The organism is Pseudomonas sp. ASL8, from assembly GCF_056680355.1.
In genome coordinates this window covers 1,520,443-1,545,474 of record NZ_CM155278.1, presented here as the reverse complement: position 1 = coordinate 1,545,474, position 25,032 = coordinate 1,520,443, and the positions used below count along the sequence as shown (strand labels likewise).

Below are 25,032 nucleotides of genomic sequence, written 5' to 3'. Positions count from 1 at the left end.
CTTGATATAAGGGTAATGACATGAAGAAGGCAAAGCTGAGCCTCGCCTGGCAGATCCTCATCGGTCTGGTTCTGGGGATTGCAATCGGGGCACTGCTCAACCATTTCAGTGCTGAAAAAGCCTGGTGGATCAGCAACGTACTGCAACCCGCGGGTGACATATTCATCCGCCTGATCAAGATGATCGTGATCCCGATTGTGGTGTCTTCACTGATCGTTGGTATCGCGGGTGTGGGTGATGCGAAAAAACTGGGGCGCATCGGCCTCAAAACCATTCTCTATTTCGAAGTCGTCACCACCATCGCCATTCTGGTAGGTCTGGTGTTGGCCAATGTGTTCCATCCGGGCACTGGCATCGACATGAGTACCTTGGGCACCGTCGATATCTCCAAGTATCAGCAGACGGCCTCCGAGGTGCGGCACGAGCATGCGTTCATCGAGACCATCCTCAACCTGATCCCGTCGAACATATTCGCCGCCATCGCGCGCGGTGACATGCTGCCGATCATCTTCTTCTCGGTACTGTTCGGCCTCGGCTTGTCCAGCCTGCAATCTGACCTGCGTGAGCCGCTGGTGAAGATGTTTCAGGGCGTCTCGGAAAGCATGTTCAAAGTCACCCACATGATCATGAGCTACGCCCCGATTGGTGTATTTGCCTTGATCGCAGTCACGGTCGCCAACTTTGGTTTTGCGTCCCTGCTGCCGCTGGCCAAACTGGTGATCCTGGTTTACTTCGCCATCGCCTTTTTTGCCTTCATGGTGCTGGGCCTGATTGCCCGCCTGTTCGGGTTCTCGGTGATCAAGCTGATGCGCATCTTTAAAGATGAGCTGGTACTCGCCTACTCCACCGCCAGCTCCGAGACCGTGCTGCCGCGTGTGATCGAGAAAATGGAAGCCTATGGCGCACCCAAGGCTATTTGCAGCTTCGTGGTGCCGACCGGTTACTCGTTCAACCTTGATGGCTCGACCCTGTATCAGAGCATTGCGGCGATCTTCATTGCTCAGCTTTATGGCATTGACCTGTCGATAGGGCAGCAATTGATGCTGGTCTTGACCCTGATGGTCACGTCCAAAGGGATTGCGGGTGTGCCGGGCGTGTCCTTCGTGGTGTTGCTGGCAACGTTGGGCAGCGCGGGTATTCCGTTGGAAGGTCTGGCCTTTATCGCCGGTGTCGACCGGATCATGGACATGGCCCGCACAGCGCTGAACGTGATCGGCAATGCCCTGGCGGTGTTGGTGATCTCGCGCTGGGAAGGCATGTACGACGATGCCAAGGGCGAGCGTTACTGGAACTCCCTTCCGCACTGGCGCAGCAAAGAGCCGCTGCCAGCGGGTGAAACCGTCATTGACTGATCACTGACGCGCCACACTGACAAACCCCGGATTTCCGGGGTTTTGTCTTTTTGGCCCTCCCGCCGCAATACGGCCAGCCCCATTTGTTGTTAACCCCTGTCGCCGCTATCATCGCCGCATCTTCTGAGGGACTTACTGATGCTCAATGGCCTATGGCTTGGCTTTTTTGTGGTGGCGGCGGTCTCGGCGCTGGCGCAGTGGCTGATTGGCGGGAATGCCGGGATCTTTGCCGCGATGGTGGAAAGCATCTTCGCCATGGCCAAGTTGTCGGTCGATGTGATGATCCTGCTGTTCGGCACCCTCACCCTCTGGCTCGGGTTTCTGCGCATTGCCGAGAAGGCCGGGATCGTTGATTGGCTGGCCAAAGTCCTGGGTCCGTTGTTTCGTCACCTGATGCCTGACGTCCCGCCCGGTCATCCGGCGCTGGGGCTGATCACCCTCAACTTCGCGGCCAATGGTTTGGGTCTGGACAACGCCGCCACACCTATTGGCCTCAAGGCCATGCGTGCGCTGCAAGAGCTGAACCCCAGCCAGACCACGGCCAGTAACGCGCAGATTCTGTTTCTGGTCCTCAACGCGTCGTCCCTGACCCTGATGCCGGTGACGATCTTCATGTACCGCGCTCAGCAAGGCGCGGTGGACCCGACGCTGGTGTTCCTGCCGATCTTGCTGGCGACCAGCGCCTCGACCCTGGTCGGGCTGTTGTCGGTGGCGTTCATGCAGCGCTTGCGCTTGTGGGACCCTGTGGTGCTTGCGTACCTGATTCCCGGTGCCCTGCTGCTGGGCGGTTTCATGACGCTCCTGGCGGGGCTCTCGGCCACCGCGTTGGCGAGTCTGTCGTCGATCCTCGGTAACCTGACTTTGTTTGGCCTGATCATGGTGTTTCTGATCATTGCCGCGTTCAAGAAAGTGAAGGTGTACGAAGCCTTTGTCGAGGGCGCGAAAGAAGGCTTTGATGTCGCCAAGTCGCTCCTGCCGTATCTGGTGGCGATGCTCTGTGCGGTCGGCGTACTACGCGCGTCGGGGGCACTGGATTTCGGTCTTGATGGTATTCGGCATCTGGTGCAATGGGCGGGGCTGGACAGCCGCTTCGTCGATGCCTTGCCCACTGCGCTGGTCAAACCGTTCTCCGGCAGCGCCGCACGCGCGATGCTGATCGAGACAATGCAGACTCAGGGCGTCGACAGCTTCCCGGCGCTGGTGGCCGCGACGATTCAGGGCAGCACTGAAACCACTTTCTATGTGCTGGCGGTCTACTTCGGGTCTGTCGGCATCCAGCGAGCGCGGCATGCGGTGGGTTGCGCGCTGCTGGCGGAACTGGCCGGGGTCATCGCCGCTATCTTCGTCTGCTACTGGTTCTTCGGCGCCATGGCGTAATGCTTTTGACCCTGCTCGAGGGTCCATTGCACCAGTTGCGCCGCCAGCGTGTCGCTGGCCTGACTGAAGCCCGCCACCACCGAAGGCACCTGCTTGTCGCTGACCGGTTGGTGCACGTCGAAACGGCGGCTGGCGACGATGCGCTTGTCCTCGCTGACCAGTCGCGCATCCAGGCGGACGACCACGTCGATGACCTGACCATGGTATTCGCTCTGGAACGCCTGTAGCTCGCCGCTCAGTTCAAAGTCCGCCTGCAGGTTGCTGTCATCGGTGCTGAGCGACTGCACGCGGCCATCGCGCGTAAAGGCGTCGAGCAGTCTATTGCGCAGTGCCACCGGGGCTGGATCGCTCCAGCGCGCGCCTTTGTAATTACTGATCAGGTCCCCCTGAGGCACCACGGCGATGCGCGGGCTGTCCAGCGCCTCGCTGGCTCTGGGGCGGGCCACCCGTAGCGACCAGGCAAGCGGTGCTCCGTGGGCGGTTTGCGGTGCTGTTTGCGACGTGGTCAATCGGTACACATCGGACGGTTCAGCTTGCGGCAGGATCGAGCAGGCGCTCGACAGCAGCAATGCCCCGGCAACGGCGAATCGACTGAGTGAATGATGGGCAAGCCTCATGGCTCGAACTCCTTGTTCTTGTCGCGGCCCAGAAGGTAACCGCTCGGATTGGCTTCCAGGCGGCGGGAAATCGACCGGAACGAGGTCAGCGTGTCGCGCAACTCGCGCACGGCCGGGCCTAGTTCGCCGAGTCCTTGCATGCCGCTGTTGAGCGAATCATGGTTATTCTTGAGCAGGTTGCTGATGGTCAGGCTGCTTTGCTCGATGGATTTCATCGCCTGCTCGGCGCTGTTGAACATCTGTTTGCCGTCACTGCTGAGCAAGCCGTTGGCGTTGCGCATCAACAAGGCGGTTTGCTCCAGCGTTGCACTCGCCTGCTTACCGACCTGCGCCAGTTGTTTGAGGGTCTGGCGAATATCATCGCGCTGCTCGGCGATGACGCCGGTGGTTTGTTCCAGATGCTGGAGGGTCCGGCTGAGGCTCTGCACGTTATCGGGCGAGAACATTTGGTTGGCGTTGTGCAGTAATTCATTAACGCCACTCATCAGGTCGCCGGTGTCGTTAAGCAGCCGGGCGATGGGCGATGGCTTGGCGAAAATAACAGGAAGTTTGCCGTCGACGCCCCGCAACACATGGCTTTCTGGCGTGCCGCCACTGAGCTGGATGATCGAGGTGCCCGTAATCCCGGTCAGGGCCAGCTTGGCTTGGGTGTCTTCCTTGATAGGGGTTTCGCCCGCGATGCGGATCCGCGCCAGCACTCGTCGCGGATCCTCGGGGTCCAGGCGCAACTGCACCACGTCGCCGACCTTGATGCCGCTGTATTGCACGCCACTGCCGCTCGACAGGCCCGTCACGGCCTCGTTGAACACAACCTCGTACTCTTTGAACTCAGTGTCGACACTGGATTTTGCCAGCCACAGGCTGAACAGCAGCGCTGCGGCGACCACGATGACGGTGAATAAGCCAATCAGCACATGATGGGCACGGGTTTCCATCGTTAGACCTCGTTCTGCTGTGTGGCGGCTGAAAAGGCCGCTCGGCCGCGCGGGCCATGGAAGTACTCATGGATCCAGGCATCGTTTGTGGCGGCGACTTTATCGATTCGATCGACCACTAATACACGTTTTTGCGCCAGCACCGCGACCCGATCAGTGATGGTGTAGAGCGTGTCCAGGTCGTGTGTGACCAGAAATACGCTCAGGCCCAACGCGTCGCGCAGGGTCAGGATCAATTGATCGAACGCTGCCGCGCCAATCGGATCGAGACCTGCTGTCGGCTCGTCGAGAAACAAAATGTCCGGGTCCAGGGCCAGAGCCCTGGCCAGCGCGGCGCGTTTGATCATGCCGCCAGACAGCGCCGCCGGGTATTTGTGCGCGGCCGACAACGGCAGCCCGGCCAGCGCCAGTTTCACGCTCGCCAAGTGTTCTGCGTCATCGCGGCTCAAGCCTGCGTGCTCGATCAGCGGCAGCGCGACGTTCTCGGTCACCGTCAGGGAAGAAAACAACGCGCCCTTCTGGAACAGTACGCCGGAACGTCGTTCAAGCAAGGAGCGGTCTTTGTCTGACAGGTGTTGCAGGTCTTGGCCAAATACTCGAATAGTGCCTTCATTCGGTCGCCGCAACCCGATAATGCTGCGCAGCAGCACGGACTTGCCACTGCCCGAGCCGCCGACCACGGCCAGGATTTCGCCCCGCCGCAAGTCCAGGTCGAGATTCTCATGCACGCTCTGGCTACCGAACCGGTTGCACAGGCCGCGCACCTCAATCACCACTTCGCACGGCGGACTCGGGGTCGGGCTTGCAATAGGGTTTGTCATTGGGGTCTCACCAGCCCATCTCCATGAAGAACAACGCGGCCACGGCATCCAGCACGATGACCACAAAGATCGACTGCACCACGCTGGACGTGGTGTGAGCACCGACTGATTCGGCACTGCCACTGACCTTGAAGCCTTCCAGGCACCCAATGGAGGCGATCAGGAAGGCAAAGAACGGCGCCTTGACCATGCCCACCAGGAAGTGTCGAACGCCAATGTCCGATTGCAGCAGCGAGAGGAACATCGCCGGTGAGATATCCAGCGACACCGCACACACCACGGCACCGCCGATAATCCCGGAGAGCATCGCGAGAAAGGTCAGGATCGGCAGGGAGACCAACAGCGCCAATACCCGAGGGACCACCAACAACTCGACAGGGCTCAGACCGAGGGTACGGATAGCGTCTATTTCCTCGTTGGCCTTCATCGAACCGATTTGCGCGGTGAAGGCACTGGCCGTGCGTCCAGCCATCAGGATCGCGGTCAACAACACGCCGAACTCACGCAGGAAAGAGAACGCCACCAGATCCACGGTAAAGATGCTGGCGCCGAACTTTTGCAGCACCGTCGCGCCAAGGAACGCCACCACGGCGCCGACCAGGAAGGTCAGCAGCGCCACGATAGGCGCGGCATCGAGGCCGGTCTGTTCGATGTGCGAGATCACCGAGGTCATCCGCCAGCGCTTCGGGCGAAACGAATTCAGCACCAGTGTCTCTAGCACCAGGCCAACAAAACCGAGCAGTTGCAGGGTGTCCAGCCAGATAGCATCCACCGCCCTGCCGATGCGCATGAGCAACTGAATGCCCACCGCCTCTTCCGGCTCTTTGGTGGGCACACAGAAATCATGCATTGAGGCCTGAATGGTTTGCAGCAAGGCGCGGCTGGCGGTTGGCAGTTCCGGTGCGTCCACGGCCAGTTGTCCCAGCCGGTCTGCGCCCAGCAACTCCACCAACAATGAAGCGCCTGCGGTGTCGAGGGCGCGCAGAAGCGTCAGGTCGACGGGGGTCGTGGCGTCGTATTGACCTGACAGTGCGCTCGTCTGCTGCTTGAGGTCATGGTAATACGCAAGCGTCCAGTCGCCCGAGATCCGCAGGCTCGCGGGGTTGCTCGAGGTGTCGACCAGAGCGCTGCCAGCTGAAGACGGCGCGCCGTCAGCCAGAGAATGTGCGCTGTCAGCCAGAGAGGGTGTGGTCATAAGCTCCGAGCTTAGTAGGTTTGCCCTGGATTGGATTGCGCTGGATCATCGGCCGAGGGTTTTATACCCACAGGGTCGCCAGCCGAGTGCGTGACAGGTGCCTGGTCTGTGTCTGTGACGAGAAACCGCAGCACACCGATCATCTGACCATCCTCGGTCAGCACCCTCACCTGCCAGCGCCCGGTGGGGTCGGCCGGGAAATTCTGTTTGCGGGTCCAGGCGCGGTAGCCTTCCTTGCGTCCGCCGTGGATGTCCAGGGCGATTCGATCGACCTCTTTACCGTTGTGTCGCCAGACATGGTAAATCCGTTCGTCCAGCCCGCGCGGGGCATTGATTGCGGTGTAGGCATACAACCCGCTGTTGCGCACCTGGCGGGCGCTGACCACTTTCAGGCTTTCGCCCGGCGTCCGGTTCTGGTTGTCAAAATCAGTGCTGACCGCGACTTCAGTCAGCCACAAGGTCGCCGGGGGTACCCACGAACGCAGGAACCAGCCTGCACCGCCGATGGCCAGCGTCACCGCCAGCAATATCAGGCCGCGTCGCCAATGGTTGATCGGGAAGCTCGACGCCAGGCTGGGAAATGACAGCAGCATGGCGATACCCAATGACAGCTTGTAACTCTCGGCAGTGGTCAGGTGCAAAATGATCGGCAACGCGGTGAGCAGCGCGGCGAACAAGGTCAGTGTGTGCAGCGCAAGAAACAACCAGCGCTTGGGCGCCAGCCATTTGTAATACAGCGGGTCAGTGATCGAAATCAGTGCTGCCGCGCCGAGAAGACTGGTGAACACCAGTTGGCCGCTGTTCCAGGTGGTGGTGATGAAGAAAAACGGCAAGACGAAAAACAGACTTTCCTGGTGGATCATCTGAGTGCCGTAGCGCAACAGCGGCGGTGGAATTTCGCGTTTGAAGATTTTGGTGAACAGCTTCATCACGCTGTTCTCGAACATCAGCCACAGCCAGCTGACCAGCATGATGACTGCAATCCAGGTGGCCAGTGCTTCTTGGCGATCGACCAGAATGAAGCTGCTGATACCCGACGCAAAACCGAAGAGCGCAATCAATCCTGGATAGCGCTTCATCAAATCCAGTATTCGCGTTACGTAACGGTTCCAGTCAGGCATTCGGCAGTTCACTGTGTATGTAGGAAAAATCCTCGACAGGATACCAATGCTGTCAGGTCAGCGGTCATCCCCGTGCAGGTTGTGTGAAAACTCCAGGCTTAATCGCCCGTGGCGAACTCATTCGCGAGCGCGGACCGCCCGGTATCGCCACAACAACAGTAACAGTGCACACAACACGAGGATCCCCGCCATCACCCCATACAACCCGTTGTAACCCAGCAAGGGTTTTTCCACGCGGAGATAGCCCGGCTGCGCGAGCAATTGACGCATCGCCCGGTTGGCGGTGTCGAGGCTGACGGCCCTGATCTGCCGCGCGGGATCGGTCAGGTGCCCATCCTCGTAGTCGTTCAACGATCCCCAATAGTAATCGGCCAGCGCGCTATTACCCTGGGCAGCCCACGCCTGCTTGTCGATGGCAGCCTGTTGCAGGCGGGCGAAGGTCGCGGGGTCGAGCCCGTCTTTTTGCAGGTGCTCGCTCAATTCACGCATGACGCGTTCTGCTTGATCGACATCATCACGGCCAAGGTCCGCGTTCAGGCTGAGAAAGCCGGTGTCGCCGAAGACTTCCCGTTCGCTCCAGGGTCCGTAAGACAGGCTGTGCTCGAGCCGCAACTGGCGGTAGAGCGACCAATCCAGATAGCTTTTGACCAACTCCCAGGTTTCATCGTGCTGCTGTTCAAGCTGCGGCTCAGGGAAGAACCAGTGCAGGCGCGCGCCCTCACCCACCCAGCCTTTGATCAGGCTGCGTTCGGTTTCTGCGGTATGGCTGATGTGCGCAAGCGGGATGTGTTCGCTCGGTTCGGCTGCGATGAGTTGGCCATAGGTCCGCACCAGATAGGCCGGCAGGAGCCGGTCCAGATCGCCGACGACAATCAGTGTCATGTTATTCGCGGCGTACCAACTGCTGCGGACTTTTTCGACCTGCTTGAGGGTCAGCGATTCGACGTCGGGTCGTTCGGCGCATTTGAGGCCTAATTCGACTGCCAGTTGTTTACTGGCGTTGTGACCGAGGTCTTGATGATCGAGCCAGCGTTGCAGGTGCGAGTAATGGCCGCCGTCCTCGCGCTCGACGATACGTTTGGCGATGTTCAGGGCATTTTCATCGATGCGACTGCGGGTCAACACGGCCATCAGCAGATCAAGCACCTTGCGCTGGTTTCTCGCGGGCGCTTCGATCACAAAGGTCGTGTCGGCGCTGCTGGTGAAGGCGTTCCACTCACCGCCCAGGGCCTGCATGCGCTCCTCAAGCCCCCCTTCCCCTTGATCATCGATGCCGCTGAACAAAAGATGTTCGAGCAGGTGCGGTAATTCCTTGTTGGCGCAATTGAAGTCATCGAAGCCAATACCGACGACCAGACGAATGGCGACATGGCCTTTTTCATTGCCCGGCTTGAGCAGTAATTGCAGGCCATTGGGCAGGTCATAGCCTTCGACTTGATAGCGGTCGAAGGCTATTGACGGGCTGGCAGTCAGAAGCAGGCAAACAAACAGCAGACAACGCATAAAACGAGCTTCCTTGCGGGCCGGTATGTTTAACAGACTTCAATGAGCCGAGGTCGTTCACATCGGTTGGTCGGGCAAGAGCTCGCTGGACAGTGCGCCCGTTTCCGCAGTTTCGAGGACGGCATAGGCGCTGCTGCAGAACAGCGAGTTGAGCCGTTTCATGTCGCCAATCATCTCCAGATGCAGCGAGCTGGTTTCGATACTTTGCACCACTTTGCGTTGTAGGCGACTGACGTGAGCATGGGCCAGACGTCGCTCCTGAGCGCGGAAGCGGCGCTTCTCACGCAGCAATTGCCGGGCGCTTTCAGGGTCGGCGCTGACGAAGACTGACAGGCCAAGGCGCAAATTCAACAGCAATTGACTGTGCAGCCCGGTCAGCTCTTCCAGGCCTACTTCGGAGAACGAGCGGCGTTGCGAGGTCTTCTGTTGCTGGACCTTGCGCAGCATGCGTTCGATCAGATCGCTGGCCAGCTTGAGGTTGATCGCCAGCTCGATAATTTCTGCCCAGCGTCGGCTGTCCTGCTCGCCCAGGTCTTCCCGGGGCATTTGCGCCAGATAGAGTTTGATCGCGTTGTACAGCGCTTCGGCATCGTCATTGAGGCGCCGCATTTCCAGGGTGACCGCCGTTTGCGTACCGCGCAGCACCCCTTGCATGGCGTCGAGCATGCTTTCGACCAGATCGCCCAGGCGCAGGGTCTCGCGCACGGCATTGGCCAGTGCCAGGCTTGGCGTTTCCAATGCCGTGGCGTCCAGATGCCGGGGTTTTGCCACGCCGTTGGTGTCGGGGCGCTCAGGCAATAGCCACGCGCACACCCGGGCCATGGGGCTGACGCTGGGTAGCATCAGCAGGCAGCGCAGGGTGTTGTAGGTCAGGTGGAAGCTGATTACCAGGCTTTGGGCGCTGAAGTTCAGCGTATCCATCCACTTCACCAGCGGGTCCAGTACGGGAATGATCAGCAGCAGGCCGATCAACTTGTACAGCAAGCTACCAAGCGCAACCTGGCGCCCGGCGACGTTTTGCATGCTGGTGCTCAGGAATGCCAGCAGGCCGCTGCCGATATTTGCCCCGATCACCAAACCGATCGCGACCGGCAGGCTGATGATTTCCGCGCCGGCCAAGGTCGCGGTTAACAGCACGGCGGCAAGGCTGGAGTAGGAGATCAGCGCGAACATCGCCCCGACGAGAGCATCGAGCATGAGGTCGCCGGTCAATGAGGCGAACAGGACCTTCACGCCCGCAGCCTGGGTGATGGGTGACGCCGCCGTGACAATCAGTTGCAGGGCCAGGATGATCAAGCCAAGGCCGATCCCTACCCGTCCGAGTTGCCCGGCGCGGGTTTGTTTGCGCGACAGAAAGAAGATCACACCGAGGAAAATCAGCAGTGGCGAGAGCCAGGACAAGTCGAGCGTCAGCACCCGCGCCATCAGGGCGGTGCCGACATCCGCACCGAGCATGATTGCCAGCGCCGGGGTCAACGCCATGAGCCCCTGGCCGACGAATGAAGTGACAAGCATCGCCGTGGCGTTGCTGCTTTGCACCAGCGCAGTGACGAGGATCCCGGCGACGAAGGCCAGTGGGCGCCTGGACATGTTCTGGCTCAGTACGCGGCGCAATTGGGAGCCGTATACGCGGAGGATGCCGGTACGGACGATATGCGTGCCCCAGATCAGCAAGGCAACGGCAGAAAGCAAATCGAGCAGGGTTAGCATACAAAGGCCCCCTGAGGTCACCCAAGCCGGGTGAGGATTAAAAGTGCAGCGTGTAGCGAGCGAAGCGATGTAGCTGAAGAGTTTTAGCGCTCACCTAAGCTTTAGTCGGCTTATGGCCTTGGCGCCAGCATCGCATAGGTAATACAAGCTTTGAAACAAAACTGTCATAAATCAGTAGATTGAAATCTCATAAAAAAAAACGGGGCATTGAATGCCCCGTTTTGTTCAAGCGCTGCAGTTACTGGCCAGGGATGTCCTTGCGCAGTTTGACTGGCTCGCTTTGTTTCTTCTTTTTCGCCATTTCAGTGCGCATCTTGATGTTGATGGCTTCTACCGCCAGCGAGAACGCCATGGCGAAATACACATAGCCTTTAGGTACATGCACGCCGAACGATTCGGCAATCAGCACGGTACCAACCACGGTCAGGAAGGACAGCGCCAGCATCTTCAGTGACGGGTGCTTGTCGATGAAGTCACTGATGGCACCTGCGCACGCCATCATCACCAGTACGGCGACGACGATGGCGGCAATCATGACAGGCACGTGAGCGACCATGCCGACCGCAGTGATCACCGAGTCCAGCGAGAACACGATGTCGATGATTGCGATCTGGATGATGGTGTAGAAGAACTGGCCGCCTTTGCCTTTAGGCACGTCGGTGACTTCGTCTTCACCCTCCAGGCCGTGGTAGATCTCCTGGGAGCTTTTCCACAGCAGGAACAGGCCACCGAAGAACAGGATCAGGTCGCGGCCGGAAAAACCCTTGCCGAAGACCTCGAACAGCTCTGCGGTCAGGCGCATGACCCAGGCAATCGACAGTAACAGCAGGATTCGCGTGACCATGGCCAGCGCCAAGCCGAAAATCCGGGTGCGCGGCTGCATGGCTTTGGGCATGCGGCTGACCAGGATCGAGATCATGATGATGTTGTCGATGCCCAGGACGATCTCCAAGGCAGTCAGTGTGAAGAAGGCAACCCAGATTTCCGGGTTGGTCAGCCATTCCATAGGTATTCCTTTATGCGGTTAATACCCCAATGTTACCCCACCTCACGGGCCAGTCCCGGCGGTGAGGGGTAACAACGGGATGAATCGTGTGCGTTATAGACTGCTGAAGAACGGGAAAATCCCCATCAGTAAGGCGGCAAACATTATGCACAGGCAGACCAGCACTGCCCACTTCAAGGTAAAGCGCTGATGGTCACCGAATTCAATGCCGGCCAGTGCCACCAGCAAGTAGGTTGAAGGTACCAGCGGGCTGAGCAAGTGTACGGGCTGGCCGACGATAGACGCGCGGGCCATTTCCACTGGGCTGATGCCGTAGTGGCTGGCCGCCTCGGCGAGAATCGGTAACACCCCGTAATAAAAAGCATCGTTGGACATGAAGAATGTGAACGGCATGCTGACCAGCGCGGTGATGACGGCCAGATAAGGGCCGAGGGCATCGGGGATGACGGCCAGCAGGCTTTTGGACATGGCGTTGACCATGCCGGTGCCCGACAGAATACCGGTGAAGATGCCTGCCGCAAAAATCAGCCCGACCACCGCCAGAACGCTACCCGCGTGCGCGGCGATGCGGTCTTTCTGCGCTTGCAGGCAGGGGTAGTTGACGATCATGGCAATACTGAACGCAACCATGAACAGTACAGGCAGGGGTAACAGGCCGGCGATCAGGGCCGCCATCAGGGCCAGGGTCAGGGCGCCGTTGAACCAGATCAACTTGGGCCGGCGCGCTTCCGGGAACTGCGAAACGCTGATTTCGCTGTGGTCGACGTCATCGTCCGACAGGTGCAGTTCACCCAGACGAGCGCGTTCGCGTTTACCGTAAGCGTAGGCGATCAGCAGAATAGCCAGGACGCCCACCAGCATGGCCGGGATCATCGGCACGAAGATGTCCGAAGGGTCGACATGCAGCGCACTGGCCGCGCGCGCGGTTGGGCCGCCCCACGGGGTCATGTTCATCACGCCGCCAGCCAGAATGATCAAGCCCGCCATGATGCGCGGGCTCATGCCCACGCGGGCGTACAGCGGCAGCATGGCGGCCACGCAGATCATGTAGGTCGTCGCACCATCACCGTCGAGGGACACCACCAGCGCCAGCACGGCTGTGCCGACCGAGACTTTGACCGGATCGCCCTTGACCAGTCTGAGGATCAGGCGCACTGCCGGGTCGAACAGGCCCGAGTCGATCATCAAGGCGAAATACAGGATGGCGAACATCAACATCACGCCGGTTGGCGCCAGCTTGGTGATGCCTTCGAGCATCATGGGGCCAATGCCGGCAGCGAAACCACCGAACAAGGCAAATGCGATAGGTACAAGGATCAGCGCAATCAGTGCTGACAGGCGTTTGCTCATGATCAGGTACATGAACGTGACGACCATGGCGAAGCCGAGGAAGGTCAACATAAAGATACTCCAGGTGTAGCGCGACGTGAGGAAGGCGAACCGAGCGGATCAGTGCTGGGTGGGCGGCGCGTGGAGTACAGGGGGGAATTGCGCGAAGAGACGGGTCGTAGAGGGCATCAGAATCACCATGGTTGTTAACGCTTATTGTTGTTTACTGGGCCGGGCGGCGTTGAAAACGCATGCCCTGGCTGACCGGTCTATTGCCGGTGGTGGGGCGATCCTAAAGGGGTAAGCTTTCAGCCAGCTTTCGTTGGACAAACATCTGACACGTTGCCGTGTCGTTGAAGACCCAGCCGTGGCGTGCCGCGAGGGTCTCAATTTCATGTGATCTGAGAAGGAGCACGCGTGATGAAGCAGTCTCATGCCGGAGGGTGCCATTGCGGCAGCCTGCGATATCAGTTCAACGCCCCGCTGCAGGACATCGCCCACTGTCACTGTTCTATTTGCCGACGGGTTTCAGGTGGGCTGGTGACGACCTGGATTACGGTGCCGCTCACGTCGTTCGAGTGGCTGGTGGGCAGCCCGGCGTCCTACGATTCTGGCCCGACCTGTGTGCGTTATTTCTGTGCTAACTGTGGCGCACAGCTGGCGTTGTTCACCCGCAAAACGCCGGACAGCATGGACGTCACGGTCGCCACGCTGGATCACCCGGAGCAGGCCCCGGCAGCTCGGCATATCTGGACCGCCAATCGATTGCCGTGGCTGCATCTGGATGAGCATTTGCCCGAAGAGCGTGAGGAGTCGCTATAGGCTTAACGCCTATGTTGCAGGACTAAGGCAGTTCCAGCCCACCCGCTGCCTTGTGCAGCGTGCGCAGGTGTTCGCTGATCTGTTTGAGGTTGTCTTCGTTGGCGGCGATTTCTGCAGCCCGCCCCGGTTCGAGCAGCGCGCGGACTTCTTTGTCCAGGTCACCGGTCAAACGCTGCAATTGCTTCTGGCGCTGGCTGCTTTCGTCTTCCAGGCGCTGCCATTCGCTGGCTTGAGGCAAGCCGTAGCCGCCGCTGTCGAGCAATTCTGCCGGGCGACTGAGGAAGCCGCTGCTGGCGAGGATTTCGCGTAAGGTGCCGGTCGCCTTGGAGACGCCGCCGTCTTTCTGTTCCCTGGCACTGAGGTAGCGTTGCTTGACCTCCTCTTGGGCCAGCAACAGTTCCCGACGCAAGCTGGCTTGCTCCAGCAATAGCATCGCTGCGCTGGTGCGCAAGTTGGCACTGGCAAACCATTCACGCCGTTCCCTGGAGGGCACTTCCAACCAGTCTTCGACCGTGGTCTGTTTGATCGGCAGCTGCTTTTTGAGTACGTCGAACATGGCCTGATAGCGTTCGCGATAGGAATCGAAACGATACCCCAGGCGCAATGCCTCTCGCGGGTCTTTCAGCACGCTGGTGTCGGCCAGTCCACGTGCATCGAGCACTTCCAGCAACCCATTGGGGATAATGCTGTCCAGGCCTTTGAGGCGGCGATCATCCGTGCCACTGCGCAGCAGTTTCAGGGTTTCCACCGCGCAGTTGTTCGAGATGAAGTAGTAGTTGCCGTCGTAACTCCAGTGCATCTCGGCCGCGTGCTCGACCAGGTCGTTGATTTGCGGCCGCGTCAAATTCATGGGCACCGAGGCCAGGCTGCGCAGTTCGGTCTTGGTGTATTCGTCGATCACCTGCCCCAGCGGCAGGACGAACAAGCGCGACGGGTACACGCCGGTCAGGCCGTCCCAGCTGGAAAGCTGTACGTCGCCGACGAAGGCGCGGTAAGACAACACCAGGTGTTGATCCAGGTCCAAGCGGCAATCCGGCCCACGCGGGCGTCCGGGTTTGCAGATCACCAACCGCAACATGCTGTGACCCCAGCGGCTGACCCAGTTCTGGTTGGCTTCGGCCAGCAGGTAATCGACGGCGTACACGCGCTCGGGGTCGATTGTGCCCAGTGGTTGGCGGCCAAAGTCGCTGCCGGCGTTAAGGAACGGGAAGGATGTCCGGCACTCACTCTTGGCTGCGGGGGCCCAGTCGAAATGTTCTTTGTAGTACGCGTACAGCGCGGGACGACGGCAGGGGTAGTCCGGGTCGAGGAGGAAATACTCCATGTTGACCGCGACGAACTCACGCGGGTTGCTGATCTCGTAGATGTCCGGGCTACGGGCGACCTGGCGATTGTGTTCCTCACGCTCGCCCCTGCGGCCGACGTATTGCTGCCAGCCAGCGAGGTCGAGCAGTCGGGGATCGTCGCTGAGGGTGAAGCGCCGGGCCGTTTCGCCACGGCAGCGGTCGGGCAAACCGATCTTGCCCAGGCTATTGGCCTGACGCTGGCAATTGAGGATCAGCGAACGCTCGGCACCCGGCCATAGCGTGGCGCGATCATAAATATGGGTAAGTTCATGCAGCACAGTGGCGAGCATTTCCCGGCGCACGGTGCCGTGGGGGCGATTGGTTTTCTGGGTGGCCGCGGAGCCATCGGTCAGACCGGCCAGCAGATTGCTGTTCAAGTCGAGCTGATAGGGACCTGACGCTTGTCCGTATGCGTTGCTCGGCAGGTCTGCAGACCAGCGAACGTCGATACGGCGGTCCAGCTGCTCGATAAAGCGCGGCGGCAAGGCCTGCAGGGCTTCATCGAGCAGTGTCTGGCTGGCGTGTTGCTGCGCCGGGGTGAGGCTGTCAGCGTTGAGCGACAGACTCAATGCGGCTGCGGCGCTGTTGCTGACCAGCAACAGCATCGAGGTCAGCAACCAACCCGTGAGGCGCCTCACAGAGCAAGAATGGCTTCGGCCAGCGTTTGGTCACTGGCGTCTCGGGCTTCGGGCAGGCGGGCACGCAAGGTGTCGAATGCGGCCTCAAGCTGCACTCCGCGAATATCGCCTTGGCTGGCAACGTAGCTGGCGGCGTCATCCTTGGCCTGGATCACGATTTTTGAGTCGCGGGTCGAGGTGGTGGTGTCAGAGGTGAAATCAATGCTGCGGCCGAAGGCGCGGACGACAATGTTACTGGTGGCCTTCACAGTTTGAGCTTGAGCTACACCAGCCAACAACAAGAGGCCGAGGGCGGTAGCAATGAGCGAGGTACGCATGAAATGTCTCCGGAATACAAAAGATACAACATGATTATTGGACGAGGATTGCCTGTGCCAGTTCAAGATCACTGGCACGAAATTTTGGCTGGGTCTGACGGTGCTTTTCACGTAAAAAAGCTAACGCCGATTCAAGCTGAGCTCCTCGCAGTTGGCCATCACTGGCTATAAACGCTGCAGCATCATCCTGGGCGGCAAGTATCAGTTTATTGTCGAAGGGAGCGGAGGTCACTTTGCTGCTGACAAATCCGCTGGCGACCAGATTTTGCGTGGTCAGGTCAAACGCCTGTGCCTGGAAACTCCAGGCCAAGGCAACGAACAGTAGCGACAGAAAACGCATGGGTCTGAATAGCCAGTAATTCGAGCGGCCAAGGCTAGCGTAATGCCCGGAGCAGAGCCAGCCCGACAGTTGCGGGCTAGCCGATGAGCCTCGAACGACGCTCGTTAGAGGGCCAGAATCGCTTGAGCCAGCTGTGTATCGGTGGCGTTGAGCTGAGGAGCCTGTTGGCGGATATGCGCCAGGGCGCCTTCCAGGTGCACACCACGGATGTCACCTTGGCTGGCGACAAAACTGGCCGCGTCGTCACGTGCCGCGAGAACGATCTTGTCATCCTTGAGCGACGAGGAGACTTTGGATGTCGCATTGCTGGAGGCATCGAGCGCGCGGACTACAGCATCGGTGGTGACGACAAAACTCGAAGCGCTGGCGCCGGTAGCAACAGCCAGCAGGACTACAGCGCTAAGCAGGCGTAGGCGGGACATGATGAACTCCAATGACTAAAAGAGGTGAGCCAAGCACCCACAAGCCTATCGCAGCAGCGCTGTACGCACCATCCTGCGTCAGCTCCAGTGCATATTTAGCGACAATCGGCGCTTCTGTGGGGGGTTATGTGGTTGAGAAGTAAGCAGAAAACAACTGTAGTGGTGCTTTTCAGTTGTTTGCAAACTGTACTTGCAGGCTGCCTGGTCGTTCGCTTCTCAGCCTGATTCCGGATCTCTGAAATGACAAAACCCGTCGGCAGTTACCTGCGACGGGTCTTGTATGGAGCAATTCGGGTTGCTGGAGGGAGACCTGTGGTCTGAGACCAGCGAGCGCTAGCTTAGCGCCAGAACGGCTTGCTCAACTCTTCGTAACGTTGCGATTCGCTAATCCCGGCGTCAGCCAGCAAACGTGCGTCCAGACGAGCCAGTTGGTGGCGGCTGGAGATGCGACGCTGCCAAAGCATCAGGTTGGCGAAAGCGCGAAGAGGCCATGCAGCTTTAGCGGTTGAAGCGGTGTTTTCGTAGAACAGGTCGGAACTGAGTGTACGTTCCATGATGACTTCCTTCCGCTTGTGGCGGGTTTAGATAGTGGCTTGACTGGTGCCAATCTTCCTCCCTCTTGGCCAGTCCCTCCAGACACAGTTCACTTCAATTGTGCTGGTCCAGTTAACTGTTTATAGGGACTGTTTTGTTCGTATTTGGGGCAACTGTACTGGTCTGCACTTTAATGGCGCATTTTCGTGCTAATCAGGGGGGATTTTCGATTTGAAAGCCTGGAAATGACCGGTACAGCAGTACAGTTTTCTGATTTAAGGGAAACAGTGGGGTAGCTGACAGCACGAAAAAATCGTTGTCAGCTACCCACTCCAAAATCAGAGAGGCTGCATCCGCCCTGTTTCTTCCAGATTGATGTGCCAGCTGAGTGCTTCGCGCAGTACGTGTGGAGTGTGACCACCTATTTTGCAGGCTGCGGCGAAGTAGGCGTTGAGTGCTTCACGATAATCCGGGTGCACACAGTTGTCGATAATCACTCGTGCGCGCTCCCGTGGTGCCAGGCCGCGCAAGTCAGCCAGACCTTGCTCGGTCACCAGGATATCCACGTCGTGTTCGGTGTGATCGACATGGCTGACCATCGGTACAACGCTGGAGATCGCGCCGCCCTTGGCAATGGACTTGGTGACAAAAATCGCCAAGTGCGCGTTACGGGCAAAATCGCCCGAACCGCCAATGCCATTCATCATCCGCGTGCCGCAGACGTGGGTGGAGTTGACGTTGCCGTACAGGTCGAATTCCAGTGCGGTGTTGATCCCGATGATCCCCAGGCGGCGAATGACCTCAGGATGGTTGGAGATCTCCTGTGGACGCAGCACCAGCTGTGGCTTGTAGTGCTCAAGCTTGTTGAACACTTCGTCGTGCTTGGCGGCAGACAAGGTGATGGAGCTGCCAGAGGCGAAGATCAGTTTGCCTGAGTCGAACAAGTCAAATGTCGAATCCTGAAGCACTTCGGAGTACATGGTCATGTCATGGAACGGTGAGTCCAGCAGACCGTGCATCACTGCGTTGGCGATGGTGCCAATGCCTGCCTGAAGTGGCATCAGGCTGTTGGTCAGCCGTTCTGCGCGCACTTCGCTTTTGAAAAACTCCACCAAGTGGCTGGCGATAGCCTGGGTTTCTTCGTCGGGTGGCAGGACCGTCGAGTGCGAGTCAGGTTGATTGCTGATCACAATGCCGACGATCTTCGCTGGGTCGATCTGCACGGCGTGGCTGCCGATGCGGCTGTCAGGCTTCAGTACCGGGATCGGCAAGCGGGTTGGACGGTAGCTTGGGATGTAGATGTCGTGCAGGCCTTCCAGCTCAAGTGGCTGAGCAAGGTTGATCTCGACGATCACTTCTTTGGCCAGAATGGCGAAGCTGGCCGAGTTGCCGACCGAAGTACTCAGGATCAGATGCCCTTCTTCGGTGATGGCAACGCACTCGATCACAGCCAGGTCAACGGCTTTGATCTGGCGGTTACGCAACTGCTCAACGGTGTCGGACAGATGCTGGTCGATAAACATCACCGAGCCATCGTTGATTGCTTTGCGCAGGGTGCTGTCGACCTGAAACGGCATGCGGCGGGACAGCACACCGGCTTCGGTCAATTGTTTATCGAGGTCATTGCCGAGGCTGGCGCCGGTCATCAGGCTGATTTTCAGCGGAGACACTTTGGCGCGCTCGGCCAATGCCTGAGGCACAGCCTTGGCTTCGCCTGCACGGGTAAAGCCGCTCATACCGACGGTCATACCGTCCTGGATCAGGGCTGCGGCATCTGCCGCGCTCATCACCTTGTTGAGCAGAGAAGGCAAGCGGATACGGTCACGGTACATGGATTTTCATCTCGGGCGGTGGAAGCAAGACCTGCAGTCTAGTGAGTTGAACATTTTTCGTCCCGCTACCATGGTCGCATTCACGCGCTCTAATTATAGTGCGTGATGTAAAACACCGTTGTGGCAGATGTAAAAATCCCCGGCGTTGGAGGCGCCAGGGATTGTTTTGAAGCGTGCACTTGCAACGTGCCAGTATCGAAGCGTTATTCGATGGCCTTGACCATGTCCTCGATCACTTTCTTGGCATCGCCGAACACCATCATGGTTTTGTCCAGGTAGAACAGTTCGTTGTCCAGACCGGCATAGCCGCTGGCCATCGAGCGCTTGTTGACGATCACGGTCTTGGCTTTGTAAGCCTCAAGGATCGGCATCCCGGCAATTGGCGATTTCGGGTCATTCTTCGCCGCCGGGTTGACCACGTCGTTGGCGCCCAGCACCAGAACCACGTCGGCCTGGCCGAACTCGGAGTTGATGTCCTCCATCTCGAACACTTGCTCGTAAGGCACTTCGGCCTCGGCCAGCAGCACGTTCATGTGCCCTGGCATCCGACCCGCAACCGGGTGGATCGCGAACTTTACCGTGACTCCCCGGTGAGTCAGCTTCTCCGCCAGTTCCATCAGTGAGTGCTGGGCGCGAGCCACTGCGAGGCCATAGCCTGGAACAATGATCACGGTGTCGGCGTTGGTCAGCAGGAACGCAGCGTCATCTGCCGAGCCGGATTTGACCGGCCGCGCTTCTTTGTCACCCGCTGGGCCTGCGACGTCCGCATGACCGCCGAAGCCGCCGCCGATCACGTTGAAGAACGAGCGGTTCATCGCCTTGCACATGATGTACGAGAGGATTGCACCCGAAGAACCCACCAGCGAACCGGCGATGATCAGCATTGAGTTGTTCAGCGAGAAACCGATACCTGCCGCTGCCCAGCCCGAGTAGCTGTTTAGCATCGACACCACGACCGGCATGTCTGCGCCGCCGATAGGGATGATCAGCAGCACGCCGAGAACGAACGCCAACGCCAGCATCAGGGCGAACGCATTCAGATTGCCGCTCACGATAAAGATAACGCCAAAAGCCAGCGTCGCCAGGCCAATGGCCAGGTTCAGTTTATGCTGACCGGCAAACTGTACCGGTGCGCCCTGGAACAGGCGGAATTTGTACTTGCCCGAGAGTTTGCCGAAAGCGATCACCGAACCGGAGAAGGTGATGGCGCCAATGGCGGCCCCGAGGAACAGTTCCAGGCGGTTGCCTGCTGGAATGGCGTCACCCAGGTGCCGAACGATACCCAGCGATTGCGGCTCGACGACGGCCGCGATGGCGATGAACACAGCGGCCAGGCCGATCATGCTGTGCATGAAGGCGACCAGTTCCGGCATCTTGGTCATTTCAACGCGCTTGGCCATGATCGAACCGGCCGTGCCGCCGACCAACAGGCCAAAGATGATGTAGCCAATGCCGGGGGCGGTTATCTCGGAGCCGAGTTTGTAGACCAGACCGACGGTGGTAATCACTGCCAGCGCCATGCCGAGCATACCGAACAGGTTGCCGCGTCGCGATGTGGTGGGGTGGGACAAGCCCTTGAGCGCCTGAATGAAGCAGATCGAGGCGATCAGGTACAGCGTAGTGACCAGGTTCATGCTCATGGTTTCTGCACCTCAACCTTGGCTTTGGGTGCTTTCTTCTTGAACATTTCCAGCATGCGCCGGGTGACCAGGAAGCCACCGAACACATTCACGGCAGCCAGAGTCACCGCCAGGGTGCCCATGGTCTTGCCCAGCGGCGTTACGGTCAGCGCGGCGGCCAGCATGGCGCCGACGATGACAATGGCCGAGATGGCGTTAGTCACGGCCATCAGTGGCGTGTGCAGTGCAGGCGTTACGTTCCAGACCACGTGATAACCGACATAAATCGCCAGCACGAAGATGATCAGGTTGTAGATGCCGGGGGAGATCAGCTCTTCCATTATTTTTATCCTTAGCCGTTCTTGCGGATGACTTGGCCGTCGCGGCACATCAGGCACGCGGCGACGATGTCGTCTTCGAGATTGATCTGCAGCTGCCCTTCAGGGGTGAACAGCAGCTTCATGAAGTCCAGCAGGTTGCGTGCGTAGAGCGCAGAGGCATCCGCCGCGACCATCGCAGGCAGGTTGGTATAGCCGACGATGGTCACGCCGTGCGCGCTGATCACTTGATCGGCCACGGTCAGCGGGCAGTTGCCGCCCTGAGCCGCCGCGAGATCGATGACGACCGACCCTGGCTTCATCTGTGCGACGGTCTCGGCGCTGAGCAGCACAGGCGCCTTGCGACCCGGAATCAGCGCGGTGGTGATCACGATGTCGGCCAGTTTGGCGCGCTCGTGGACCGCTACGGCCTGGCGTTGCATCCAGCTGGCAGGCATCGGCCGGGCGTAACCGCCGACGCCGACCGCGCATTCACGCTCTTCGTCAGTCTCGTAAGGCACGTCGACGAACTTGGCGCCGAGGGATTCGATTTGTTCCTTCACCGCAGGACGCACGTCGGATGCCTCGATCACGGCACCCAGACGCTTGGCGGTGGCAATCGCCTGCAGTCCCGCTACACCGGCACCAAGGATCAGTACGCGGGCAGCCTTCACGGTACCGGCAGCGGTCATCAGCATCGGCATGAAGCGCGGATAGTGATGCGCGGCCACCAGCACGGCTTTATAGCCGGCGATGTTGGCTTGCGAGGACAGCACGTCGAGGCTCTGCGCGCGCGAGGTACGCGGCGCGGCTTCAAGGGCGAAGGCGGTGATGCCGCACTCGGCCATCTTGCCAATGGTCTCGTTGTTGAAGGGATTGAGCATGCCCACGACGATCGTGCCGCTCTTTATATGGGGCAGCTCGCTGTCGCTGGGTGCGACAACTTTGAGAATCAGCTCGGCACCGAAGGCATCCGTGGCGCTACCAATGGTGGCGCCCGCCGCTTCATAGGCACTGTCCGGAACACTGGCAGTGACGCCTGCTCCGCTTTGCACAGTGACCCGATGGCCTTGGCCGATCAGCTTCTTAATGGTTTCCGGGGTTGCGGCAACCCGCGTTTCACCCGCATGGGTTTCGAGAGGAATACCAATGTGCACGTTATATCTCCTGCGTAATCTTTTTATCTTGTTATCTATTTTAAATAGGCCAGCGCACTACGGATGGTGCTGCCGGGGCGTCAGATCAGCGCGATCCCGCCGTGAAAGGCGGGGGCGGCATTTTGCAGGCGAAGTTTGATCCCTTCAACAAGTTCTGAACTGTGACTGAATATTAACTACAAGTCACCCTGTGACTGAATGTCGCAAGGCTAGGGCTAACGCTTATGATTGCTGGGCCCGTGAGGACTTTTTGTGAGATTTAATAAAATTCAGGATTCGCGGTGTGAATAATCCTACGGTGCTTTAGCTCAAGCTGCAGCCCGCGGTTTCAGGCTTTTTGAGCCATTATCGGTGCCATCCGTACAGTTGATGTAAAAGCGACATATTCGTACATCTGTAGGCGTCAGTAACAGTTGACTACAAGATCAGCTAATGGCTGCAGGCCGCTCAGTGATTAGTGCGTAGCTATGAGCCTGTCCTACGAGCCAGTCACGAAATGCGCGTAAAGACGCTGACTCCACTTTTCGCTCCGGAATCATCAGGTAATAGGCCTTGATACTCGACAGTGCATGGGTGTTGGCTATGACCAAGCGCTTCTCGGCCAGTTCGCGCTGGATCAGGAAGGGCGGAATCAAGGCAATCCCCATCTCGTGCATGGCCGCCTGGGCAAGCATGGAGAATAGCTCGTAACGCGGCCCTGTCATGTCGCGGGGAATATTCAGGTTCAGAGAGCCGAACCACTGGCGCCAGGCATAGGGTCGCGTGGTCTGTTGCAGCAAAGGTAATTCAGCAATTGCCTGCGCGCTTAGCGTGTCGACATTGCCCAGAAGATTAGGGCTGCACACCGGCATGGGGTTTTCCCCCATCAGTCGATGGGATTCGGTACCTGACCAGTCGGCGTCACCAAAGTAGATCGCTGCGTCGAAGTCGGTGTCTGCGAACAGAAATGGACGGGTGCGGTTGGTGAGATTGACCGTTACGTCGGGATGGCATTGCTGGAAATCCTTGAGTCGCGGCAGCAACCACTGAGTGCCGAAGGTCGGCACGACTGCCAGCTCAATCACGTTAGCGCCCTGCTGGCCCATGACTGACAGCGTGTCACGCTCGACCGCATCCAGTTGGGTTGCCACGCGACGACTATAAGAAAGCCCGGCTTCGGTGAGTTTGACGCCGCGGCGTGAGCGTCTGAAGAGTTCGACATTAAGGAACTCCTCCAGACCGGCGATCTGTCGGCAAATAGCGCCCTGAGTGAGGGAAAGCTCTTGCGCCGCCTTGGTAAAGCTCTCGTGTCGGGCTGCCGCCTCGAAACTGATGAGTGCGGTTGTGCTGGGGATCTTTCTGCGCATGTACCTCTACCTCACTAGTCGATCGCCAAAAAAAGCCTTTTTGGATCATCACGGAGTGAGAAATTAGCACAACAGCATGCAAAATCCTCGTTTGCCGTATTCCTCAAGCCGGCCTAGGATCAGTCCCACGACTTTTGACCCATCTTCACGAGGACTCGCTCATGGGCGGCAAAGCAAGCTTCAACTGGATCGATCCACTGTTGCTGGATCAACAACTCACTGAAGAAGAGCGCATGGTGCGTGACAGCGCTGAGCAGTTTGCCCGTGACAAGCTGGCCCCGCGTGTTCTTGAAGCCTTTCGCCATGAGCACACCGACCCTGCCATTTTCCGCGAAATGGGCGAAATCGGTTTGCTGGGTGCGACCATCCCTGAGCAATACGGCGGCAGCGGTCTGAATTACGTGTGCTACGGCTTGATCGCTCGCGAAGTTGAGCGCGTCGACTCCGGCTATCGCTCCATGATGAGTGTTCAGTCCTCTCTGGTGATGGTGCCAATCAACGAGTTCGGTACCGAAGCGCAGAAACAGAAATACCTGCCCAAGCTGGCTTCCGGCGAATGGATTGGTTGTTTCGGCCTGACCGAGCCTAACCACGGCTCCGATCCAGGCGCGATGATTACCCGTGCCAAGAAGGTTGAAGGCGGCTATCGCCTGTCTGGCAGCAAAATGTGGATCACCAACAGCCCGATTGCGGATGTGTTCGTTGTCTGGGGCAAAGACGATGCGGGCGACATTCGCGGCTTCGTTCTGGAAAAAGGCTGGGCGGGTCTGACTGCGCCGGCTATCCACGGCAAGGTGGGTCTGCGTGCTTCGATCACTGGCGAGATCGTGATGGACAACGTGTTCGTGCCCGAAGAAAACATCTTCCCGGACGTCCGCGGTTTGAAAGGTCCTTTCACCTGCCTTAACTCCGCACGTTACGGGATTTCGTGGGGCGCGTTGGGGGCTGCCGAGTTCTGCTGGCACACCGCACGTCAATACACCCTGGATCGTCATCAATTCGGGCGTCCTTTGGCGGCGACTCAGCTCATCCAGAAAAAACTGGCTGACATGCAGACTGAAATCACCTTGGCCCTGCAAGGATGCTTGCGCTTGGGTCGGATGAAAGACGAAGGCACCGCTGCGGTCGAAATCACCTCGATGATGAAGCGCAACTCGTGCGGCAAGTCCCTGGACATTGCACGGATGGCGCGGGACATGTTGGGCGGTAACGGCATCTCCGATGAGTTCGGCGTCGCCCGGCATTTGGTCAACCTGGAAGTCGTGAATACCTATGAAGGTACCCATGACGTCCATGCGCTGATCCTGGGTCGTGCACAGACTGGCATTCAAGCCTTCTATTAAGTAGCGGCTTTCAGCTTTCTATCTATAAGGAAA

The 25,032-nt window shown here is 58.9% G+C and carries 23 protein-coding genes; 4 read left to right on the top strand and 19 right to left on the bottom strand.

Annotation, left to right across the window (positions count from 1 at the left end; genetic code table 11):
- The first annotated feature begins 20 nt into the window (after nucleotides 1–20).
- Both gltP and AC1MEA_RS06890 read left to right on the top strand, forming a co-directional pair.
- Complete coding sequence (gene gltP / locus AC1MEA_RS06895) at nucleotides 21–1,352, top strand: glutamate/aspartate:proton symporter GltP (RefSeq protein WP_219063277.1); 1,332 nt, start codon at nucleotides 21–23, stop codon at nucleotides 1,350–1,352.
- Between the two features lie 138 nt (nucleotides 1,353–1,490).
- Entirely contained in the window at nucleotides 1,491–2,729 is a 1,239-nt protein-coding gene (locus AC1MEA_RS06890) for a nucleoside recognition domain-containing protein (RefSeq protein WP_219063276.1), read from the top strand.
- Here AC1MEA_RS06890 and AC1MEA_RS06885 read toward each other — a convergent pair.
- From AC1MEA_RS06885 to AC1MEA_RS06845, 9 genes are all read right to left on the bottom strand, one after another.
- On the bottom strand, nucleotides 2,702–3,346 hold the full coding sequence (locus AC1MEA_RS06885; RefSeq protein ID WP_219063275.1) for an ABC-type transport auxiliary lipoprotein family protein: 645 nt from the start codon (nucleotides 3,344–3,346) through the stop codon (nucleotides 2,702–2,704). The two genes, AC1MEA_RS06890 and AC1MEA_RS06885, sit on opposite strands and share 28 nt — an antisense overlap.
- Nucleotides 3,343–4,281: an MlaD family protein gene (locus AC1MEA_RS06880; protein ID WP_219063274.1), complete on the bottom strand. Its 939-nt coding sequence runs from the start codon at nucleotides 4,279–4,281 to the stop codon at nucleotides 3,343–3,345. The genes AC1MEA_RS06885 and AC1MEA_RS06880 overlap by 4 nt, the downstream gene beginning before the upstream one ends.
- Nucleotides 4,282–4,283: 2 nt before the next feature.
- Nucleotides 4,284–5,102, bottom strand: a complete 819-nt coding sequence (locus tag AC1MEA_RS06875) for an ABC transporter ATP-binding protein (RefSeq protein ID WP_449634704.1) — start codon at nucleotides 5,100–5,102, stop codon at nucleotides 4,284–4,286.
- A 7-nt stretch (nucleotides 5,103–5,109) separates the two neighbouring features.
- A complete protein-coding gene (locus AC1MEA_RS06870) occupies nucleotides 5,110–6,297 on the bottom strand; it encodes an ABC transporter permease (protein WP_480917189.1) in 1,188 nt (395 codons plus the stop codon).
- Between the two features lie 11 nt (nucleotides 6,298–6,308).
- Entirely contained in the window at nucleotides 6,309–7,418 is a 1,110-nt protein-coding gene (locus AC1MEA_RS06865; protein WP_219063271.1) for a DUF5924 family protein, read from the bottom strand.
- Between the two features lie 117 nt (nucleotides 7,419–7,535).
- Nucleotides 7,536–8,921 (bottom strand): M16 family metallopeptidase, encoded by a 1,386-nt coding sequence (locus AC1MEA_RS06860; protein WP_449634702.1) that lies wholly within the window; start codon nucleotides 8,919–8,921, stop codon nucleotides 7,536–7,538.
- A gap of 57 nt (nucleotides 8,922–8,978) precedes the next feature.
- Nucleotides 8,979–10,631: a Na/Pi cotransporter family protein gene (locus tag AC1MEA_RS06855; RefSeq protein ID WP_480917188.1), complete on the bottom strand. Its 1,653-nt coding sequence runs from the start codon at nucleotides 10,629–10,631 to the stop codon at nucleotides 8,979–8,981.
- A 238-nt stretch (nucleotides 10,632–10,869) separates the two neighbouring features.
- Entirely contained in the window at nucleotides 10,870–11,637 is a 768-nt protein-coding gene (locus AC1MEA_RS06850; RefSeq protein WP_219063268.1) for a TerC family protein, read from the bottom strand.
- Nucleotides 11,638–11,730: 93 nt separating this feature from the next.
- Nucleotides 11,731–13,038 (bottom strand): CitMHS family transporter, encoded by a 1,308-nt coding sequence (locus tag AC1MEA_RS06845; protein WP_449634700.1) that lies wholly within the window; start codon nucleotides 13,036–13,038, stop codon nucleotides 11,731–11,733.
- Between the two features lie 348 nt (nucleotides 13,039–13,386).
- On the opposite strand from AC1MEA_RS06845, the gene AC1MEA_RS06840 reads away from it, so the two are divergent.
- Nucleotides 13,387–13,788 (top strand): GFA family protein, encoded by a 402-nt coding sequence (locus tag AC1MEA_RS06840; protein ID WP_480917187.1) that lies wholly within the window; start codon nucleotides 13,387–13,389, stop codon nucleotides 13,786–13,788.
- A 22-nt stretch (nucleotides 13,789–13,810) separates the two neighbouring features.
- Here the strand turns inward: AC1MEA_RS06840 and AC1MEA_RS06835 are convergent, their stop codons facing one another.
- The 10 genes from AC1MEA_RS06835 to AC1MEA_RS06790 form a co-directional block, all read right to left on the bottom strand.
- Entirely contained in the window at nucleotides 13,811–15,772 is a 1,962-nt protein-coding gene (locus AC1MEA_RS06835) for a DUF7844 domain-containing protein (RefSeq protein ID WP_480917186.1), read from the bottom strand.
- Nucleotides 15,769–16,089, bottom strand: a complete 321-nt coding sequence (locus AC1MEA_RS06830; protein WP_219063266.1) for a DUF2388 domain-containing protein — start codon at nucleotides 16,087–16,089, stop codon at nucleotides 15,769–15,771. The genes AC1MEA_RS06835 and AC1MEA_RS06830 overlap by 4 nt, the downstream gene beginning before the upstream one ends.
- Nucleotides 16,090–16,123: 34 nt before the next feature.
- The gene (locus AC1MEA_RS06825) at nucleotides 16,124–16,429 is read right to left on the bottom strand and encodes a DUF2388 domain-containing protein (protein WP_480917185.1); all 306 of its coding nucleotides are present in this window, start codon (nucleotides 16,427–16,429) and stop codon (nucleotides 16,124–16,126) included.
- 104 nt (nucleotides 16,430–16,533) lie between these two features.
- Complete coding sequence (locus AC1MEA_RS06820; RefSeq protein ID WP_219063264.1) at nucleotides 16,534–16,851, bottom strand: DUF2388 domain-containing protein; 318 nt, start codon at nucleotides 16,849–16,851, stop codon at nucleotides 16,534–16,536.
- A gap of 338 nt (nucleotides 16,852–17,189) precedes the next feature.
- Nucleotides 17,190–17,405 carry a DUF1127 domain-containing protein gene (locus tag AC1MEA_RS06815; protein WP_219063263.1) on the bottom strand — a complete coding sequence of 72 codons (216 nt, stop codon included), beginning with the start codon at nucleotides 17,403–17,405 and terminating at the stop codon, nucleotides 17,190–17,192.
- Nucleotides 17,406–17,723: 318 nt separating this feature from the next.
- Nucleotides 17,724–19,217 carry an acetyl-CoA hydrolase/transferase family protein gene (locus tag AC1MEA_RS06810; protein WP_219063262.1) on the bottom strand — a complete coding sequence of 498 codons (1,494 nt, stop codon included), beginning with the start codon at nucleotides 19,215–19,217 and terminating at the stop codon, nucleotides 17,724–17,726.
- 203 nt (nucleotides 19,218–19,420) lie between these two features.
- Nucleotides 19,421–20,857 carry an NAD(P)(+) transhydrogenase (Re/Si-specific) subunit beta gene (locus tag AC1MEA_RS06805; protein ID WP_449634697.1) on the bottom strand — a complete coding sequence of 479 codons (1,437 nt, stop codon included), beginning with the start codon at nucleotides 20,855–20,857 and terminating at the stop codon, nucleotides 19,421–19,423.
- A complete protein-coding gene (locus tag AC1MEA_RS06800; RefSeq protein WP_219063260.1) occupies nucleotides 20,854–21,177 on the bottom strand; it encodes an NAD(P) transhydrogenase subunit alpha part 2 in 324 nt (107 codons plus the stop codon). The genes AC1MEA_RS06805 and AC1MEA_RS06800 overlap by 4 nt, the downstream gene beginning before the upstream one ends.
- Before the next feature lie 11 nt (nucleotides 21,178–21,188).
- A complete protein-coding gene (locus AC1MEA_RS06795) occupies nucleotides 21,189–22,310 on the bottom strand; it encodes a Re/Si-specific NAD(P)(+) transhydrogenase subunit alpha (RefSeq protein ID WP_480917184.1) in 1,122 nt (373 codons plus the stop codon).
- 425 nt (nucleotides 22,311–22,735) lie between these two features.
- Nucleotides 22,736–23,656 carry a LysR family transcriptional regulator gene (locus AC1MEA_RS06790; protein ID WP_480917183.1) on the bottom strand — a complete coding sequence of 307 codons (921 nt, stop codon included), beginning with the start codon at nucleotides 23,654–23,656 and terminating at the stop codon, nucleotides 22,736–22,738.
- Between the two features lie 161 nt (nucleotides 23,657–23,817).
- On the opposite strand from AC1MEA_RS06790, the gene AC1MEA_RS06785 reads away from it, so the two are divergent.
- Nucleotides 23,818–24,999, top strand: a complete 1,182-nt coding sequence (locus AC1MEA_RS06785) for an acyl-CoA dehydrogenase (protein ID WP_219063257.1) — start codon at nucleotides 23,818–23,820, stop codon at nucleotides 24,997–24,999.
- Nucleotides 25,000–25,032: the final 33 nt, after the last annotated feature.